The 19,445-nt window shown below is 64.4% G+C and carries 12 protein-coding genes; 11 read left to right on the top strand and 1 reads right to left on the bottom strand.

Translation table 11 applies throughout. The annotated features are described in order from the left end of the window. Positions 1-4: 4 nt before the first annotated feature. The 11 genes from AC1AYP_RS08910 to AC1AYP_RS08860 all read left to right on the top strand — a co-directional run bounded on the left by AC1AYP_RS08910 (position 5) and on the right by AC1AYP_RS08860 (position 15,378). Complete coding sequence (locus tag AC1AYP_RS08910) at positions 5-592, top strand: ECF transporter S component (protein WP_476547593.1); 588 nt, start codon at positions 5-7, stop codon at positions 590-592. After that, positions 585-1,034: a DUF1893 domain-containing protein gene (locus AC1AYP_RS08905; RefSeq protein ID WP_476533038.1), complete on the top strand. Its 450-nt coding sequence runs from the start codon at positions 585-587 to the stop codon at positions 1,032-1,034. Before AC1AYP_RS08910 ends, AC1AYP_RS08905 begins: the two co-directional genes overlap by 8 nt. A 285-nt stretch (positions 1,035-1,319) precedes the next feature. Continuing rightward, a complete protein-coding gene (gene rplS / locus AC1AYP_RS08900; RefSeq protein ID WP_476547591.1) occupies positions 1,320-1,676 on the top strand; it encodes a 50S ribosomal protein L19 in 357 nt (118 codons plus the stop codon). 222 nt (positions 1,677-1,898) lie between these two features. Further along, on the top strand, positions 1,899-2,777 hold the full coding sequence (gene lepB, locus AC1AYP_RS08895; RefSeq protein ID WP_476547589.1) for a signal peptidase I: 879 nt from the start codon (positions 1,899-1,901) through the stop codon (positions 2,775-2,777). Continuing rightward, on the top strand, positions 2,777-3,535 hold the full coding sequence (locus AC1AYP_RS08890; RefSeq protein WP_476547587.1) for a ribonuclease HII: 759 nt from the start codon (positions 2,777-2,779) through the stop codon (positions 3,533-3,535). The genes lepB and AC1AYP_RS08890 overlap by 1 nt, the downstream gene beginning before the upstream one ends. A gap of 125 nt (positions 3,536-3,660) precedes the next feature. After that, entirely contained in the window at positions 3,661-4,773 is a 1,113-nt protein-coding gene (locus AC1AYP_RS08885; protein ID WP_476503063.1) for a LacI family DNA-binding transcriptional regulator, read from the top strand. A 198-nt stretch (positions 4,774-4,971) separates the two neighbouring features. Then, entirely contained in the window at positions 4,972-6,615 is a 1,644-nt protein-coding gene (locus AC1AYP_RS08880) for a xylulokinase (RefSeq protein WP_476503064.1), read from the top strand. Between the two features lie 87 nt (positions 6,616-6,702). Next, a complete protein-coding gene (locus tag AC1AYP_RS08875) occupies positions 6,703-7,395 on the top strand; it encodes an L-ribulose-5-phosphate 4-epimerase (RefSeq protein WP_163196825.1) in 693 nt (230 codons plus the stop codon). Positions 7,396-7,564: 169 nt separating this feature from the next. After that, the gene (araA, locus tag AC1AYP_RS08870) at positions 7,565-9,082 is read left to right on the top strand and encodes an L-arabinose isomerase (protein WP_476503065.1); all 1,518 of its coding nucleotides are present in this window, start codon (positions 7,565-7,567) and stop codon (positions 9,080-9,082) included. 242 nt (positions 9,083-9,324) lie between these two features. Beyond that, the gene (locus AC1AYP_RS08865) at positions 9,325-10,281 is read left to right on the top strand and encodes a CTP synthase (protein WP_476547586.1); all 957 of its coding nucleotides are present in this window, start codon (positions 9,325-9,327) and stop codon (positions 10,279-10,281) included. 378 nt (positions 10,282-10,659) lie between these two features. Then, positions 10,660-15,378 (top strand): beta-L-arabinofuranosidase domain-containing protein, encoded by a 4,719-nt coding sequence (locus AC1AYP_RS08860; RefSeq protein ID WP_476511898.1) that lies wholly within the window; start codon positions 10,660-10,662, stop codon positions 15,376-15,378. A gap of 79 nt (positions 15,379-15,457) precedes the next feature. Here the strand turns inward: AC1AYP_RS08860 and AC1AYP_RS08855 are convergent, their stop codons facing one another. Next, a complete protein-coding gene (locus AC1AYP_RS08855; RefSeq protein ID WP_476511897.1) occupies positions 15,458-19,354 on the bottom strand; it encodes a DEAD/DEAH box helicase in 3,897 nt (1,298 codons plus the stop codon). Between the last annotated feature and the right edge of the window lie 91 nt (positions 19,355-19,445).

The following is a 19,445-nucleotide window of genomic DNA, read 5'->3' as shown; positions in this document are numbered from 1 at the left end:
CAACATGCGACCACAATCCACTGTTTCGGCCCGCGCCGCCGCGCTGCCGTCCATCAAGTTCCAATCCGTCGCCACATTGCTCGCCGTCGTGGCCGCCGTCGCCCTGCCGCAGGTCTTCCACCTCGCCGGTGCGGCGATGGGGCTCGGCGCGATGATCGGCCAGACCCTGCTGCCGATGCACCTGCCCGTGCTGCTCGTGGGGCTGCTCGCCGGTCCGTTCGCCGGCCTCGTCACCGGAGCGCTCGCCCCAATCGTGAGCTTCCTCCTCACCGGCATGCCGATGGCTCCGATGGTGCCGTTCATGGTCATCGAACTCGCCTCCTACGGCCTGATCGCCGGTCTTCTGCGCGGCGTGCGCGTCCCCGAAGCCGTCCCCTCGCCGCTCGGCTGGCTGGCGAAGCTCGTCGCCGCCCAGATCGGCGGACGACTGGTCGACGCGCTCGCCATCGCCGTGGCCGTCTTCCTGCTCGGCAACGCGCAGATGTCGGTCGCGAGCGTATGGGCCGCCGTCGGCACGGGCCTGCCCGGTCTCGTGCTCCAATGGGTGCTCATCCCGCTGGTCATGTTCGCCGTGGACCGTCACCGTGACTGACGATCGTCTTCGCGCCCGCGACGATCTGCTCGCCGATGGCGCGCTCGGCTGTGTGGCCTGCCGCACGGACGCCGCCGGCCGCGCCGAAACGCTGACCGGCACGGGCCGTGGCGTGCGCCCGCTGCTCATATGGCTCGACGAAGGCCGCAGCCTCGCAGGCTTCTGCGCCGCCGACCGTGTGGTGGGCAAGGGCGCCGCCCTGCTCTACGCTCGCCTTGGAGTCAAAGCCGTATGGGCGTGCACGATGAGCGAAGCCGGACTCGCCGCCCTGCGCGCCCACGGCATCGAAGCCGCCTACGGTGCGCTGGTCCCCGTCATCCTCAACCGCGGGCGAGACGGCATGTGCCCCATCGAGCAATCGGTCGAGCACATCGACGACCCGACCGCCGCCGAACCCGCCATCCGAGCCGCCGTTGCCCGCCTCATGGCGGCGCGCCGCTGACTGTGCGGGCGCTGCGCGCTGTCCCGGTCCGGCCATAGACTAGACGATTGCTGTGTCGTGGCGGGGGTCGCCGCATAAACCCCTGTCGCATGAGGTCCAGCCGGGCCGCCCTCGGGCGCGATTCCCGGCGGATCGGCACCCCTCGCAGGCAGACCTGCGGGGAAGGAACATCGGTGCGTGCACCGAGGCCGGGAGACGGACATGTCCCCGGAGCCCGTGGAACGACGCGGGTCGTGCATGCGCCCCGTCCGGTGGCCGATATGCGGCGGCACCTAAGGAACAATCATGGTCAACGCCATCGAGGCTTTCGACGCCAAGCACATGAAGCCGGCCGAGGAGATCCCGACCTTCCGTCCCGGCGACACCGTCGACGTGAACGTGAAGATCAAGGAAGGCAACAACTCCCGTATCCAGACCTTCACCGGCGTGGTGATCGCCCGCCAGGGCACCGGCGTGCGCGAGACCTTCGTGGTCCGCAAGATCAGCTTCGGCACCGGTGTGGAGCGTCGCTTCCCGCTGCACTCCCCGTCCATCGACTCCATCAAGGTCGTGCGTCTGGGCCGCGTCCGTCGCGCCAAGCTGTACTACCTGCGCGCGCTGCGCGGCAAGGCCGCTCGCATCGTCGAGCGCCGCGCCAAGTGAGCAGCCTGAGTCGCTGACTCGCTCGAAGCGTAGAACGGTCCGGAACCTCCGTGGTTCCGGACCGTTTCGTTTTCCCGGCGTTTTCGTCGTTTTCGGCGTCATCGGCGCGGGCGGCGGCTCCCGCATCCCCGTGCGCGTTCGGTGCACGTCACGCCTGCGGCGTGCGTGTGGGCATGCGCCCGATTACGATGAGTGGAGTTTTCGCGGGGAACAGGAGGGCACATGCCATACGACAACGATGAGCGCGACCGTCACACCGTCCTGGTGGCCGATCACGGCGTCGATCCGGCCGTCATGCCGGAGACGCCGGAATCGTCGGCATCGCCCGCACGGGCCACGGCCGCGACGCCGGCGGACCCGAATCGGACCCGTCGCGACGACCGCTTCTCCTGGCGCGACACTCTCATCTGGTGCGGCATCCCGATCCTCGTCGTGATCCTCATCCGCGTGTTCCTCGTCGGCTTCTACGAGATCCCCACCCGGTCGATGGAAAGCACCATCGAACCCGGCGACCGCGTCATCACCTTCAAGCCCGCACCGAAGACGGTCGGCCTGAAGCGCGGCGACGTGGTCGTCTTCCACGATCCGGCCGGCTGGCTCGCCAACGAGCAGACCACGAGCCCGCTCGCCGGCGACTATCTCATCAAGCGCGTCATCGGTCTTCCCGGCGACACCGTCACCTGCGAGGGCGCCGGCCAGCCGATCAAGGTGAACGGCGTCGCCATCACCGAGACCGCGTATCTCAAGGACGGCGTGCAGCCGAGCGCCTTCCCGTTCAGCGTGACCGTCACCGCCGGGCATGTCTTCGTCATGGGCGACAACCGCGCCAACTCCGCCGACTCCCGCTACCATCAGGACGACGGCGACCACGGTCTCGTCCCCATTGCCGACGTGGTCGGCGTGGGCCTGTGCCGCTATTGGCCGCTGAGCCGTCTCGGCTCGCTCGACGCGCACCACGAGGTGTTCGCCGACGTGCCGGACGCGAGCGTCTCGGCCACGTCGGATACGTCCGGCACGACCGCCGGTACGTCCGGCGTCACGTCCGAGTCGAGCGTGACGACCATCGACCCGAAGCACGCGAACGACGGTCTGGGCAACTGATGATCACGCCGACGCTCGACCTCGAACGTGAGCTCGCCTCCCGCGGATTCGACCTCATCGCCGGCTTCGACGAGGTGGGACGCGGTGCGCTCGCTGGCCCGGCGATGGTCGGTTGCGCCATCATCCGCGCGCGCGATCTGATGGGGAAGACGGCGGACGGCGGCGATGTCGCCGGAACCGGCGATGTCTCCGGCGGCGGCTCCGGCCTCGCCGTGCCCGCCGGCGTCGCCGATTCCAAGCTGCTCACCGAACGCCGCCGCGAGGCCATCTACGACGAGCTCACCGGCTGGGCCGCCGCGTGGGCGGTCGGCGCGGCGAGCAACGCGGAGATCGACGAGTGGGGCATCGGCCACGCACTCGGCATAGCCGCGTTGCGCGCGCTCGCCGAGGCGGAATCGAAGCTGGGACTCGGCGCGCCGGGCGCCGCGGGGGAGCGGCGCGTGCGCGTCGGCGCGATCCTCGACGGTCCGTACGACTACATCACCAAGGCGCTCGACACGTTCGACGCGCCCGACGTGCCCGTGCCCGCCGACGTGACGACCAAGGTGAAGGGCGATCGTTCCTGCGCGACCGTCGCGACGGCCGCCGTCATCGCGAAGGTGACGCGAGACCGGCTCATGGAGCGTCTCGCCGAACGCCCGGAATACGCGGCGTACCAGTGGGGGAGCAATAAGGGCTACGGCACGGCGGCGCACAAGGCCGCCATCGCCGCGCAGGGCCCGTGCGACCTGCACCGCGTCTCCTGGAAGCTCGTGTGACCGGCGTGCGACACATGCGACACGCGCGACACGGGAAAACCGGCGTGTGAACGTTCACGTGTCGCGGTGGTTTTCGCGCTACACTGCGTAAGTCAGTGCAGTGCCGCGCGAAAGGAGAAGAGGTTATGTCTGCTCGCCGCGCCAACAAAAGGCCATCGATGTTCGAGGTGGCGAAACTCGCGGGAGTGAGTCACCAGACCGTCTCCCGCGTCATCAACAACTCCCCGGACGTCTCCGACGCCACGCGTGCGCGCGTCAAGGCGGCGATCCGCGAGCTCGGGTACCGTCCCTCCAACTCGGCGCGCGCCCTGGCCTCCAGCCGGTCGCGCACCATCGGCCTCATCGCCGGCGGCCTTAAGTTCTTCGGTCCGATCTCCGCGATCTCGTCCATCGAGTCGATCGCGCGCGGGCACGGCCTGTTCATGAGCGTGATGATGGTGCACGAGGCGCTGTGCACGCAGGCCGAGTTCGACGACCTCATCGACACGTTCAACGAGCAGAACGTCGACGCGTTCATCTTCCTGACCCCCACCGACGTGATGCTTGACGTCGCCTGCCGCGCGCGCGTCAGCCAGCCGCGCGTCATCGTCACCTCGACGCACGGCGGCATGAGCATGCGCGAGGCGCGCTCGCTGATCCCCGCCGAGGATCTGGAGCGCACGTCGTTCGTCGGCATCGACCAGTGGGGCGCGATGGCCGACGTGATGCGCCTGGTCAAGTCCGCGGGGCATCGTCGCGTCCTCTATCTCGCGGGTCCCCACGACTGGCGTGACGCGGCGACGCGACTGGCCGCGTGGGAGACGCTGTCCGGCGCGGAGTCGATCCAGACTCAGGTGATGCGTTGCGAGACGTGGGATTCCGGCGAGGCGTACGCGAAGATGAACCGTCTCATCGACACGGCCGGCGTGACCGGCGCGAAGCTGCCGACCGTGGTCGTCGCCGCGAACGACGCGCAGGCGGTGGGCGTGGCGCGCGCGATTCAGGAGCATGGCCTGCGCATCCCGCAGGACGTGAGCCTCGTCGGCTTCGACGATATGACCGGCATGGACAACCTCTTCCCGCCGCTGACGACCGTGCGCCCCGACTTCGAGGGACTCGGCACGGCCGCCATGCGCGAGGTGCTGCGTCTGCTCGGCGAAGGCCAGGAGCCCTCGCTGCCGAACTCGCAGCATGGCGTGGGCCTGGTGCCGGCCGCGGTGCGCGACCGCATCTCGCTCGGACCGGTGCCTCGCGTGTAGGGGGTATCAGACGTGTCGATGACCTGTTATCAAACCGTTATCTTTCATGGCACGTCGGGGTTGTAATACGGCCTGAAGGCCGTTACAATAAATACGGAAATTGTGAGCGTTAACGGCCACCCAAGGAAGGGGTGCGGTAAGCGCCCAAGGAACGACGATCGGGCGGTGCTGGCCGGCCGGTCAGAAGGAGTCCACAGAATGGCAGCAACGAACGCCTCCGAGCAGGTCGCCACGATCGCGGAGAAGATTCGCGCCGGCAAGACCTCGCTGGGCATCGAATTCGGTTCCACGCGCATCAAGGCGGTCCTGATCGACGACGAATACAAGACCATCGCCTCCGGTGACTACGGCTGGGCCTCCCATCTGGAGGACGGCCTGTGGAGCTACTCCAAGGAGGAGATCTGGAAGGGCCTGCAGACCGCCTACGCCTCGATGGCCAACGACGTGAAGACTGCCTACGGCGAGACCCTCACCCACATCGGCCACATCGGCTTCTCCGCCATGATGCACGGCTACCTCGCCTTCGACAAGGACGGCGAACTGCTCGTGCCGTTCCGCACCTGGCAGAACACCAACACCTCCGAGGCCCACAAGAAGCTCTCCGAGCTGTTCCAGTACAACATCCCCGAGCGCTGGTCCATCGCCCACCTCTACCAGGCCGTGCTCAACAAGGAGGAGCACGTCTCCAAGGTCGCGTACTTCACCACGCTCGCCGGCTACGTCCACTGGAAGCTCACCGGCAAGAAGGTCCTCGGCGTCGGCGACGCCTCCGGCATGTTCCCGATCGACCCGACCACCCACGACTACGAGACCGAGTTCATCGAGAAGTTCAACGCGCTGCCCGAAGTCGCCGCCCAGCCGTGGAAGCTCACCGACCTCCTGCCGAAGCCGCTCGTCGCCGGCACCCCGGCCGGCGAGCTCACCGCCGAAGGCGCTAAGCTGCTCGACCCGTCCGGTGCCCTCGAGCCGGGCGTCGTGCTCGCCCCGCCGGAAGGCGACGCCGGCACCGGCATGGTCGCCACCAACTCCGTGCGCGTGCGCACCGGCAACGTCTCCGCCGGCACCTCCATCTTCGCGATGGTCGTGCTCGAACACAAGCTCAAGGCCCTCCACCCGGAAGTCGACCTCGTCACCACCCCGGCCGGCGACCTCGCGGGCATGAGCCACGCCAACAACTTCACCTCCGACCTCAACGCGTGGGTCGGCCTGTTCGGCCAGTTCGCCAAGGCCATCGGCAACCCGGTCGACGCCGGCACCCTGTACGGCACGCTGTTCCGCGCCGCCATCGCCGACGACGTCGACGCCAACTGCGGAGGCCTGCTCAACTACCCGTTCCGCTCCGGCGAATTCCTCGCCGGCCTGCCGGAAGGCCGCCCGCTGTTCGCCCGCAGCCCCGAGGCCAACATGACCCTCGGCAACTTCATGCGCGCCCAGCTGTTCTCCGCGTTCTCCCCGGTCAAGATCGGCATGGACGTCATGACCAAGCAGGAGCACGTCCAGATCGACTCCCTCGTCGGCCACGGCGGCATCTTCACCACCCCGAAGGTGGCCCAGAAGATCCTCGCCGCCGCGTTCAACACGCCGATCAAGGTCATGTCCACCGCGGCCGAAGGCGGCGCCTGGGGCATGGCCGTGCTCGCCGACTACCTGTGGCACACCGACGAGGCGCACGACAACCTCGCCGACTACCTCGACGGCTGCGTCTTCAAGGACGCCCAGTCCACCACCGAGGCACCCTACGCGGGCGACGTCGTCGGCTTCGAGGACTTCTTCGAGCGCTTCAGCAAGGGCCTGCCCATCGAGCACACCGCCATCGAGAGCATCGACCTCGAAGACAAGTAACCCCATAACCCCCATATATCCATGAGACTTCGGCTCCCTCTCCGGAGGGAGCCCATAGACGTCAGAACAAACGAAAGGAAACCAACAATGGCAACTCTGGCTGATTACGGTCCCGAGGTCCGCGCCGAAGTCAAGCAGGTGCGCGAGGTCGTGTCCAACCTGCACCAGCAGCTGATCAAGTGGAACCTGGTCGTGTGGACGGCCGGCAACGTGTCCCAGCGCCTGCACACCGCCGACCTCATGGTCATCAAGCCGTCCGGCGTGCGCTACGAGAACCTGACCCCGAACTCGATGGTCGTGTGCGACCTCGAAGGCAACGTGGTCGACGGCTCCGAAGCCCCGTCCTCCGACACCGCCTCCCACGCCTACATCTACCGCAACATGCCCGACGTCTACGGCGTCGTGCACACGCACTCCACCTACGCCACCGCTTGGGCGGCCACCGGCCAGAACATCCCGTGCGGCCTGACCATGATGGGCGACGAGTTCGGCGGCCCCGTGCCGGTCGGCCCGTTCCGCCTCATCGGCTCCGAGGCCATCGGCAAGGGCGTCGTCGAGACCCTCAAGAAGTACCCGAAGTCCCCGGCCGTCCTCATGCAGAACCACGGCCCGTTCACGATCGGCAAGGACGCTGAGGGCGCCGTCAAGGCCGCCGCCATGACCGAGGAGGTCGCGCACACCATGTGGGCCGCTCGTCAGCTCGGCGACATCATCGAGATCGACCAGGCCGACATCGACAAGCTGAACGACCGCTACCAGAACGTCTACGGTCAGCACTGAGGTTTTTCCCTTGGCCCCCTCTGGCGAGGGGGCTCCCGGCGAAGCCGGGTGGGGGAGAGACCCCATAAGAGACCCCGACAACACAACAACAAAAGACTTTGGGCCCCGTCCTGGAGGCGGGACCCGAGATGTGATTCCATCCATCACAACGAAGTAAAGGAAGTAACCCATGGTTATGGAGAACCCCTTCGAGGGCAAGGAAATCTGGTTCGGCGTCGGCTCGCAGGACCTGTACGGCGAGGAGGCGCTGCGCCAGGTCGCCGCGCACTCCGCCGAAATGGTCGACTACCTGAACAAGACCGGCAAGATCCCGGCCAAGATCGTCCTCAAGCCGACCCTGAAGTCCTCCGACGGCGTCAAGCAGTTCATGGTCGAAGCCTCCGCCAACCCGAACGTCATCGGCGTCATCACCTGGTGCCACACCTTCTCCCCGGCCAAGATGTGGATTCGTGGCCTCGAAGTGCTGACCAAGCCGCTGCTGCAGCTGGCCACCCAGCACCACAAGGAGATTCCGTGGGAGACCATCGACATGGACTTCATGAACCTGAACCAGGCCGCCCACGGCGACCGTGAGTTCGGTTACATCGTCTCCCGCCTCGGCATCCCGCGCAAGATCGTCGTCGGCCACTACACCGACCCGGAGGTCGCCGAGAAGGTCGGCACCTGGGCCCGCGCCTGCGCCGGCTGGGACGCTTCCAACAACATGAAGGTCATGCGCTGGGGCGACAACATGCGCAACGTCGCCGTCACCGAAGGCGACAAGACCGAGGCCGAGCGCGTCTTCGGCGCCTCCATCAACACCTGGGCCGTCAACGAGCTCGTCGCCGCGTACGACGCCGTCAAGGACGACCAGGTCAAGGAGATCATCGAGGACTACAAGGCCAAGTACGACGTCGATCCGGCCCTGCTGGACGCCAAGTACGACTCCCTGTTCATCGCCGCCAAGGAAGAGGCCGCGATGGTCAACATGATGCGCGCCAACGGCTGCACCGCCGGCGTCGACAACTTCGAGGACCTCGGCGCCCTGCCGCAGCTGCCGGGCGTCGGCCCGCAGCGCTTCCCGTCCGAGTACGGCTGGGGCTTCTCCGCCGAAGGCGACTGGAAGACCGCCGTCCTCGTGCGCATCGGCGCCGTCATGGGCTACGGCCTCGAGGGTGGTGCCTCCCTCATGGAGGACTACTCCTACAACTTCACCGAGGGCAACGAGCTCGACATGGGCTCCCACATGCTCGAGGTCTCCCCGGCCATCGGCACCATCGCCAAGCCGAAGCTGGAGATCCACCCGCTCGGCATCGGCGGCAAGGCCGACCCGGTCCGCCTGGTCTTCTCCGGCAAGCCGAAGAAGGACGCCGTCGTCGTCTCCATGGCCGACGAGCGCGAGCGCTTCCGCCTGCTCATGGACGTCGTCGACGTCGTCGAGCCGCAGGGCTCCCTCAAGGAGCTTCCGTGCGCCCGCGCCGTCTGGAAGCCGCAGCCGGATCTGAAGACCGCCGTCCAGTGCTGGATCACCGCCGGCGGCTCCCACCACACCTGCATGACCACCTCCGTCGGTCGTGAGGCCTGGGAGGACTTCGCCCGCATCGCCGGCGTCGAGCTCGCCGTCATCGACGACAAGACGACCGCCCGCCAGTTCGAGAAGGAACTGCAGCTGTCCGAGATGTACCACCGTCTCGACAACCGTCACTGATTAGAGGTGGGACGTTCGTTCCCGCTGACTGATCGGTAGATCAGGGCCCATCCCACCCGGGATGGGCCCTTGTCGTTCCCCCCTCCTTCTTCCCTCCCTGTACCAAACCCCCGTTATCCCCGATTCACAGCGTCAAATGCCCGGAACAACCCCATCAAAACGGGTGTTTGGTGCTGTAAATCTCGGATAACGGGGGTTTCGTCCCTGAGATTCGCGATGCCGGGCCCTTCTACAATGGGGACATGGTAAGGCATCATGCGGTTGATGCGCTGTTCGCCGAAGCGCGTCGGGAGAAGCGTTGCGTCGTGGCTCCCACGGACACCGAATTCAAGGCGATTCAGCGTCGCATGCGTTCCGGCGCCATCGTGAAGCCTTTCCGCGGACTATATGCGCAGGTCGATTATTGGAATTCCCTCGACCGTTACGAACGAATCCGGCACATCGTCCGGGCATTGGCCAAACGGCATCCCGATTGGGTGTTCGGCGGGCCCACCGCAGCGGTCATGCATCGGTTGGACTGCTCCTATCGTCTGGCGTGGCCGTTGCATGTCGTGGGCGCTCCCGGCACGCACTACCGCAATACCAATCGGTTGGAACGGCACGTCATCTCCGATCCCGAGGTCGTGGAGGTGGAAGGAGTGAAGGTGACGGGCTTGCTGCGTACCCTGTTCGACTGCGCCGCTACCTTGAGTCTGAGATATTCGTTGGCCCCCATCGACTCGTCGGTGCGTTCCGGCTCCGTCGACAAGGATGTCCTGCTCGCCTATCCGTCGTCGGTGAAGTATTCCCGCCATCGCCAAACCGTCATGCGGGCGTTCAATCTGGCGGACGCGCGCAGTGAGAACGGCGGTGAATCGTCGGCGCGGGGCATGCTGCATGACATGGGCTGTCCTCCGGACGATATCCAGGTCGAATTTCCCTGTCTGGACCATCCGAATCGCTGCCATCGCGTCGATTTTCTCTGGAGGACGTCGGGCGATGGACAGGTGGCATTGGAATTCGATGGAACGCGGAAATACGTCGATCCGGACATGACCTCCGGCAGGGCGATTCGCGAGGTCGTCGACGATGAGCGTCGTCGGCAGCATTGCCTGGAGCGGCAGGGGCTATCGGTCATCCGCATGCATGCCAACGAATTGGACGCCCCATGGCGCGTCATCCACGAACTGGAGGAACAGGGCATACGGAGGACGAGGTGATGGTGACGGTTGCCGATGCAATGGCGACGGACGATGACGACCTCTACCTGCTGCCGCAGGAGCGGGCGTGAAACGTGTGCGTCATCCGCACAAAAACGCACGCTTGGGGTGTGCGAATCAACGTGGGCGAACACTTGCGAACATGAGTCGCGCCGTTGTCAATGGCGACACGCGGTGAAAGCCTTTTCCTCAAGTGGTATCGCTCTTATCGTTATAAACTTGAGACCAATCGGTTCGAGAGCGTTCACAGTCAATGTTCACAGTCAATGGAGACAAGCCCTGTAAGCGTTCACGAGGAAGAAGCCGACGGCACGGCGGACAGCAGACCCACAACGGCGTTCGGGCCCGTACCGTGCAGTCACCATGTAAGGAGAGAATGTGCTCGATCACATCCGAAACCATACGCTGAAGAGCCGTGCGTTTCGCGCGGCGATCGGCGTATTGGCGGCCCTCGCCATGCTCGTCACCGCGCTGCCCGCGCAGGCGGCGGTCGACTGGGCCGGCAAGAGGCTCGTCAATCTCGCCCTCTACGCCAAGGCAGGCGCGGACAAGGAGAACACGCCCGTATCCAACGTGAACAACGGCTACCTGGCCGGCGCGGCCGCGACCTCGTGGAACACGTGGTCGCAGGGCGGCGTCGAATACCCGACCAAGGTGTGGCTCAAATGGGACACCCCGCAGCAGCTGTCCGGATCGCGCGTCATCTGGTGGGCCGACAACAACGACATCACGGCCACCGACAACGTCACCTTCCCGAAATCCGCGACCATCGAATACCTTGACGACGCCACCGGCGAATGGAAGCAGCTCACCGGCATGACCGACGAGGACGGCAAGGCCACCGACCAGATGGGCGTCAAGTACGACACCTCCGACGGCAACGGCCTCAACGGTGCCAACAAGTACTGGAACGAGGTGCTGTTCGCCGCCGACGTGACCACCACGCAGATCCGCATGAAGGTCGAACGCAACGGCAGCGGCAAGAACGGCGTGGGCATCAGCGAATGGGAGGTGTACGGCGCGCAGGGCGAGGACTTCCAGCCCGGTATCGCCCAAGGCAAGAACATCGCGCCCGAGGGCGTCGTCTCCGCCGACTACACGAACTCCGGCACCAATACGGCCAACGTCAACGACATGAACCTCGCCGGCAAGAGCGACACCTCGTGGAACACGTGGAAGAGCGAGGGCGACCTCGAATACCCGCAGCCCATCGAACTCACGTGGAGCGAACCGAGGAACATCCGTAGCATGCAGGTCATGTGGTGGGCCGACGGCGGCGGCGTCAAGTATCCGAAGAGCGCCAGGCTCCAGTACTGGAACCACGCCACCGGCAAGTGGGCGGACGTCACCGGCATGCTCGACAAGGACGGCAAGACCGTCGACACGGTCGGAGTCGACCACGCCGACGGCAAGTACAACGGCGACAACCGCACGTGGAACGGCGTCGCCATCGACGCGAAGCACCCGATCAAGACCACGAGGATCCGCATGCTCGTCGACCGTGACGGCAGCGGCCAGACCGGCGTCGGCATCGGCGAATGGCAGGTGTACGGCGAGACCGTCACCGACGAGTTCGTCACCGCGAAGGTGACCGGCAAGGCGAAGATCGTCAACGGCGAGAACGCCACCTACACCGCCTCCCCGCTGCCCACCGGCTACGCGGGCGACTTCGCCTACCAGTGGAGCACGGAAGGCGACGCCCTCTCCATCGTCGGCGACAGGACCGGGGCCACCGTGACCGTCGCCGGCGCGAAGAAGGGCGAGGGGACCGTCAAAGTCGCCATGACCGACAAGACCAGCGGCGAGACTCGCACGGCGACCGCCTCCGTCGCCGTCGAGGAGGTCACCGGCGTCGACACGTACAAGACGTCCACCGTGGCCGGCACCGCGCCGATCCTGCCGAACAGCGTCGTCGTCAACGGCATCCAGTTCGACGATCCGACGCCCTCCACGCACAACACCGGACAGAAAACCGTCTCCTACGACTTCGGCGAGACCTTCGACTCGAAGCTCATGCCCGTCACCTGGGACAAGGTCGATCCGGCCAAGTACGCGGCCGACCAGGTCGGCAAGACGTTCACCGTGACCGGCACCGTGTCCGTCAACGGCGTCGCATTCCCCGCCGAGGCGGAGATCGCCGTGAACAGCAAGGTCGCCGCCTCCACGGCGAACAAGTCCGTCACCTTCGAGAACGTGACCCTCACCGACGACTTCTGGTCACCGAAGCAGAAGGTCAACATGATGAAGTCCCTCGAGGTGTCCATCGGGCACATCGAGGAGGCGTCCGGCGGCGAGCCGAACTTCGAGAACGCCGTCAAGAAGCTCAACGGCGAGGAGTACTCGGCGTTCCAGGGCTTCGTGTTCCAGGACTCCGACATCTACAAGTCCCTCGAGGCGATCAGCTACACGCTCGCCGCGATGAAGGACGAGACCGACCCGACCGTGCTCGAGCACAAGGCGCGCCTCGAGAAGAAGCTCGCCGAATGGGTGGACCTCATCCAGAAGGTGCAGTACGCGGACGGCTACATCAACACGCACTTCACGCTGCGCTCCTCCAGCTACTCCGGCGGCCGCGCCCCCGGCACCCACCGCTGGCGCAACTTCAACAACCACGAGATGTACAACGCCGGCCACTTCATCGAGTCGGCCGTCGCATACACCCGCTACCGCGAGGGCATCGGCGACCCCGACTACAGCCTGTACGTGGCCGCCAAGCGATACGCGGACGAGATCGTGAACCTGTTCGGGCCGAACGGCACCCGCCACGAGGTCCCCGGACACGAGGAGATCGAGCTCGCGCTCGCCAAGTTCTCCGAACTCGTCGAACAGCATGAGGGCGAAGGCGCCGGCGACAAGTACGTCCAGACCGCCAAGACGCTCATCGACCGCCGCGGCGAGGATCCGAAGCTACGCGACAGCCAGTACGACGGCTACTCGTCCGGCCAGCGCGAATACTCGCAGGACGCGCTGCCGTTCACCGAGGAGACCAACGCCGTCGGACACGCCGTGCGCGCCAACTACCTGTACGCGGGCGCGACCGACGTGGCCAGGCTCGTCGGTGGCGAGACCGAGACCTCGTACCTCCATGCGCTCGACGAGGTGTGGGATTCGGTCGTCAACCGCAAGATGTACGTCACCGGATCAATCGGCGTGGCCAGCCACGGCGAGGACTTCGGCACCGACTACGAGCTGCCCAGCAACGACTCCTACGCGGAGATCTGCGCCTCCATCGCCCTGGCGAACTGGAACCTGCGCATGAACCTCGTGCACGAGGACGCCAAGTACGCGGACGTCGTCGAACGTGCCATGTACAACGCGATCCTCGACGGCGTGAACCTCGAAGGCGACCGCTTCTACTACGCGAACAGGCTCGAACTGCCCACCAAGAACGGCGGCACGCTCGGCCGCTCCAGCTGGTTCGCCTGCGCCTGCTGCCCGCCGAACCTCATGCGCACGCTCGCACGCCTCTCCGAATACATGTACACGACGCACGGCGACAACGTGTTCGTCAACATGTACATCGGCAGCGAGGCCACCATCAGCGTGTCCGGCGTGAAGGTCGGCGTCACCCAGAAGACCGCCTATCCGAACGACGGCAACGTCGAGATGACCGTCAACCCCGAACAGTCCAAGGAGTTCACCCTCAAGGTACGCATCCCCAGCTGGCTCAAGGGCCAGAGCGACGAGACGCCGGTCATCAAGGTCAACGGCAAGAAGATCAAGACCGACGCCGTCAAGGGCTACGTGTCCATCGACCGCACGTGGGTCAAGGGCGACGTGGTCTCCCTCGACTTCCCGATGGAGATCAAGCTCACCGAAGGCAACGAGAAGGTCTCCGACCAGCAGGGCAAGGTCGCCGTCGAACGCGGCCCGCTCGTCTTCTCCATGGAGAAGGCCGGCAACAAGCAGCTCAACAGCGGCATCGCCAACTTCGACCCGCGCAAGATCCAGATCCGGCGCGACGAGAAGAACACGCTCAAGGCCGCCGAGGGCACGCTCATCGACGGTATGGACGCCAGCCGCATGATGATCATCACCGGCAAGGCCAAGTACGTGGACGGCGACACGACGCAGGACATCGACATCCAGGCGATTCCGTTCTATGCGACCAACAACCGCTCCGACGGCGAGACCTACGTGCAGAACAGCAACTCCACCGGCATGGTGACCTGGGCGAAGGCCGCCGGTACGGCCAAGGTCGACACGGCCGCCCTCGAATCGGCGCTCGCCGAAGCCAAGGGCTACGCCGCCGCCGACTACGAGACCGACGAGGCGTGGGACGCGCTCCAAAACGCGATCGACGCCGCCGAGACGCTGCTCAAGAAGACCGGCGCCACGCAGGCCGAGGTCACCAAGGCCACCGCCGACCTCAAGAACGCGATGGCCGCGGTCACGGCGAAGAGTGTCCAGCCCGAAGTGACCGTCGAGAAGATCGAGGTCACCAAGGCCCCGGACAGGACGACCTACGCCGTGGGCGACGCCGGTCCGGACCTCAACGGTCTCGAAGTGACCGCCACGCTCTCCGACGGCACCTCCAAGACGCTGACCTACGGCGACGACTACGAGCTGGCCGATCCGTCCGGCTTCGACACCACGACCGCCGGCGAGAAGACCGTCATCGTCGTGCTCAAGTCGGATACGACGAAGACCGCCACGTTCACGGTCACCGTCAACCCGACCGAAGGCAACACGGTCAACAAGGAGGCGCTGGCCGCCGCGATCCAGAGCGCGTCCGCGCTCAAGGAGTCCGACTACACGCCCGCCACGTGGAAGAAGTTCCGCGCCGCGCTCGAGAACGCGATCAGCGTCCACGACGACAAGACCGTCTCGCAGGTCGACGTGAATGACGCGCTCGCCAGGCTCGAGGAGGCGAGGAAGGCGCTCAAGCCCGCCCCGTCCGCGGGTGAGCCGGGTGCGGGCAAGCAGGACGCCGGCACGCTCACCGGCGGCAAGGGCGATGGTTCCGGCAACGGCTCCGGCAAGACCGCCGGTCTGTCGCGTACCGGCACGGCCGTCGCCGGCCTCGCCATGGCGACGCTCACGCTCGCCATGGCCGGCCTCGCCGTCCTGACCGTCCGGCGCCGCCGTCGCGAGTGACGGACGGCTGAGCCGGTTTCCGATAGTGGTCCGAGTATGGTGTGGGATGATTCTCACGAGGGTCGTCCCACACCATCGTCTAGTCGATGATTTCACCGGTCTCCGGATCGACCGTCGGATTGTCTTGTCCCAAGTCTATGCCTTGGGGCAAACCATCGACGAGCTGATGCGAGTATCTTCCCTCGGACCAGTCGTCACGGTTGCCGATGACATACAGTCGGGTTTTCGCTCGGGATACGGCGACGTTCAGCAGGTTCGGCTTGCCGTTGACCCATCGACGTGAGCCCGATCCCGCGTTCCCGGACTGGCTGCCAAGTACGAGAATGACGACATTGGCCTCGCGCCCCTGACTGATGTGCACGGTTCCGGAACGATTCTGCGCCAGATTCGTGGCGGTCTGATCATCGATATATGGCTGTCCGTTATTTCCGTCGAAGTATTCCCGTACCTCTTTCTTGTAGATCGGCTTGATCTCCTCGGCCACCGCCTTGAACGGGGAGATGACGAGAATGTCCTGTGGCATCATTCCACGGACGAACAGTTCGTGCAACAGTTTATGTAGTTGTTTGCCTTCGTCGGGTTGCCATTGTTTGGTCGGTTTGGAGGATGCGCTCGATGAAGAAGCTGATGTGTCGTACCAGCAGGATTTCTCGAGGGAATCAGCCGACGGTTGCGTTCCATCCGTGCCCGGCGTCTTTCGGGAAGAGGAGGCGCCTTGGACCATGCGGTTTTCGTACGCCATGGCGTTGCAGATGGTGAACATGGGCTCAAGACATCGCCGGTGGACGATAAGCGGCATACCGATCCACTGGTCGGCGTCGCCCAGTCGCGTGTACCGGCCCAGAGGGGTCTGCCGGTCGGCGCACTCCTGCACGTTGGAGGATTCAGGGCCGATCGTCACATGGAAGGTGCGGGCCAACAATCGTCTGACTTGCGGCGGTACGGTGTCCACCGGTTCCAGCTGGACCGGATCGCCGACGGCCACGCAGTGACGCACGCGTTGCAACAGGCCGGCGGCATACTGCGGCTGTGCCTGACCGGCTTCGTCGATCAGTGCCAATCCCAGTCGTTGCTGGTTTGCGACTCCTATGCCGCCGGCGAGCGGACCGAACATGCGCGAGACTGATGCGAATGTCGTGGAGATGACCGGTGTCACCAGGAACAGCGTTCGCCAGAGGGCCGCGGACATATCGGCGGGAAGGCTTTCACCCGACAATGAGATGCTGGATTTGAGATTGCGAAGGTTCGTCCAGAATCTCGTATGATTCGCGAGAATCGCCGTCTGATGCAGTGCCAGCGCTTCCAGGAACACCCGGGTGCGGGCCTCGTTCCACTCCCGGTCAAGATAGGGGGTTTCGCGAGAGTCCAGATAATTCCTGATCTCATCATCAAGCTTCTTCTCCAGATCGTGCCGCCGGTTCCTTGACTCGTCCATCTTGAACTGCGATTGCTCGATACTCTGCGTGACGTTTCGCCAGTCATTTTGCTGGTTCTGCCATTCGCGCCTTGCCTCGTCGATATGCTGGGCGTTGTCTCGTAGCTTTCTGTCCCATGCGAGACGTTTCCACACGAGAAGCCAGGATGGTTTGGACGCAAGAAGCTCGTTTCCCGCGAGTACCTGATTGCGGATGAACCCGTTGATGGAGTCCATCCGTCGCTCGATGGTAGACTTCCGGTCTTCTTGGTCGCTAATCGACTTCTGCAGCGACTGGATTTCGGCGTCCACCCACTCTATGCCTATATGTTGGCGTATTCCGGCGATCCACCGCTCGTAGTCCTTCTGGCGTTGGTGGCGTATGTTCTCTTCGCGTCTCAGTGCGTCGTCGAAGGACTGCTTGGCCTGGAACCAGACGTGGTTCCAGTCAATGCGGTTGTCATCGACCTGATTGAGCACGCTTTTGGCGACCAGCTCGTTCCGGATGTATCTCCCCGTGACGAATTCCTTATCGAATCCGTCGAAGAAGCGATTCATGTTCTTGGTGTTGCCCAATTTCGCGCAGAACAACGCCCATGATTCGGCGGCGGAGTCGTTTGTCTCGTCATCGTTGTCCTTCGCCGTCATCGCCGTTGCGGTCTTACCGAACGCGAATCCTCCATACGAGGAGGAGAAGCGTGATGCAAAATGCTTGTTGATCTCATCCTGCCAGTATGAATCGATTCCTTTCATCGAAGGCAATTCGAGGCTGATGTTTTCCACTGCCTTGTTGTTGGCGGAAGCCACGATGATTTCGAATCCAGTGATTTCCTCGTTCGGTCTCCAATACTTGGATTTTGTATCGGCGGACACCATGCCGGCGAACAGATCATCAGCCTTGTCGAGTTTCGCGAGTTTCTTCGCGCGTTCCGTGACGACAGCTGCTATCACGTCGCGCAGCAATGTCGTCTTGCCGGTTCCGGGAGGACCGTTTACTCCCAGCAGCGGCTGGGTGCTTCCCGCCAGAAAAGCCTTGAGTATTTCGTTCACGGCAAGCTGCTGGTGCAGCGAGAGCGTGTACTTCGGATTGGCGGGCCAGCATGCCTGCGGAATATCACGTGGCTGTACACGGTCGAAAATGACCTGGGCGCTGCGTGATCGCCCATTCTCCGACTTCGGATTCAGATCCATGCGGTCGGGATGGTTCTCGGACAGGTACCGTGCGAGCGGCTGTGACGACGACCACGGGTTGTTCTCCGTCTCACTGACCAACCGGTTCAGATCCTGCAGATAGAAGGAGTCCATGAAGTCCGCCGCGGTGTACAGGGGGGATATGCCGTTCTTGAGATTGATGCTGACGATCCGGCACTCCATAAGCGGCGGAGAGTCCGGCTGCCTGTCCTCGTTCGCATCGATGCCGTTGCCGGTGTCGAAACGCAGTCGGGCTCGGAGAAAACCGATGAGATTCGCGATGCCTCGGAACGTGATGAACTCGTTGGGGGTATGGAAACGGACACCCGCGTCGGATTTTTCCCATTCGGAGAGAAGAGCGGCGGCTTGGTCGGGACTTCCTGCCCTGGGCCATGATTCAGGAGGAATCGGCATACCTTGGTAATCGGCGGTGATGAGATCGCTTAATGCGCGGGCGTATTGCGACAGGTGGAGTGAGTCATCGAGCAGCATCCCGTCATCGCGGACGCTGACGGTGAGACATGCGGCCTGGCCGTCCGGCGTCTGCTCATGCAGCGCCACTTCCTCCGGCGAATGACCGTCGCATCGCTGCGGATTCCCCGCTGCGGTGGAGAGTATGCGGACAAGGGTCCTGAACGCGGTCCGCTGGTTGATGGCCACGGTGATCTGATAGCTGTGGTGGGGAAGCCACGTTATGGGGTTCCTGTTCCGGAGCAGTTCCCATCGATCCCTGTACTGTCTGCGGCGTGCCGCCACGTCGCGGGTGTGCAGCACATAGTCGCATTCGCCGGAGTCCGTGATGACATGTGCGGGGCGTACCCCCGACGAAGGCCTGGGACGATGCACGCGATAGACGATCGCGTGTTGCCGGCCGCGATCGTCGCCATGATCGAGGATACGGTCCATATATCCGTCATCGATGATGGAGCCAGGTCCCGTGAGCGTATCCGTCATCAGATGCAACCGTCGTTGGGCCGATGGGCTTACCGCGTAACGGCGTTCGCTTGACGGCTCATCGGTGAGATGCGCGCTGCGCAGCACGGCATGCGAGTCGACCTTCATGATGAGATGAGGCTTCTCGCCGTACAGGTGTCGCGCTCGGCTCTTGCGTTCCTTGGCGTTGCACGGCACTGTGGCTTCGCTCTGGTCCGCGAACGCAACGATATGCACTTCGACCTCGAATGGCTGCCAAGGCTCATGATCGCCGTACTCGTTTCCCGGCTCCGGGATCGGACCGTACATAACGTAGGGAGCGGTGCGCCGAGAATTCTCCAGGAGTTTGAAGTTCTGAGGCGTCAGTAGTTCGATGGCCCTCCAGTATTTCAGTATGTCTGCCGGAGCATTGGAAGATGCGTGCACGTCGTTGTTCATGGACACCAGTATGGCATCGTCTCCGATGATCCGCCGTTGATGACCCGTTTTATCGGCGTCGGTTCCGTGCCATGGACTGGCGGGAACCGAC

Source organism: Bifidobacterium sp. LH_424 (assembly GCF_056356895.1).
The sequence above is the reverse complement of the archived record's forward strand: the minus strand, read 5'-3'. Positions and strand labels throughout refer to the sequence as shown.

Coding starts and splice junctions, on each gene's coding strand:
- AC1AYP_RS08910 (WP_476547593.1), top strand. CDS start 5: ATGCGACCACAATCCACTGTTTCGGCCCGCGCCGCCGCGCTGCCGTCC.
- rplS (WP_476547591.1), top strand. CDS start 1,320: ATGGTCAACGCCATCGAGGCTTTCGACGCCAAGCACATGAAGCCGGCC.
- lepB (WP_476547589.1), top strand. CDS start 1,899: ATGCCATACGACAACGATGAGCGCGACCGTCACACCGTCCTGGTGGCC.
- AC1AYP_RS08890 (WP_476547587.1), top strand. CDS start 2,777: ATGATCACGCCGACGCTCGACCTCGAACGTGAGCTCGCCTCCCGCGGA.
- AC1AYP_RS08885 (WP_476503063.1), top strand. CDS start 3,661: ATGTCTGCTCGCCGCGCCAACAAAAGGCCATCGATGTTCGAGGTGGCG.
- AC1AYP_RS08880 (WP_476503064.1), top strand. CDS start 4,972: ATGGCAGCAACGAACGCCTCCGAGCAGGTCGCCACGATCGCGGAGAAG.
- AC1AYP_RS08875 (WP_163196825.1), top strand. CDS start 6,703: ATGGCAACTCTGGCTGATTACGGTCCCGAGGTCCGCGCCGAAGTCAAG.
- araA (WP_476503065.1), top strand. CDS start 7,565: ATGGTTATGGAGAACCCCTTCGAGGGCAAGGAAATCTGGTTCGGCGTC.
- AC1AYP_RS08865 (WP_476547586.1), top strand. CDS start 9,325: ATGGTAAGGCATCATGCGGTTGATGCGCTGTTCGCCGAAGCGCGTCGG.
- AC1AYP_RS08855 (WP_476511897.1), bottom strand. CDS start 19,354: ATGAACAACGACGTGCACGCATCTTCCAATGCTCCGGCAGACATACTG.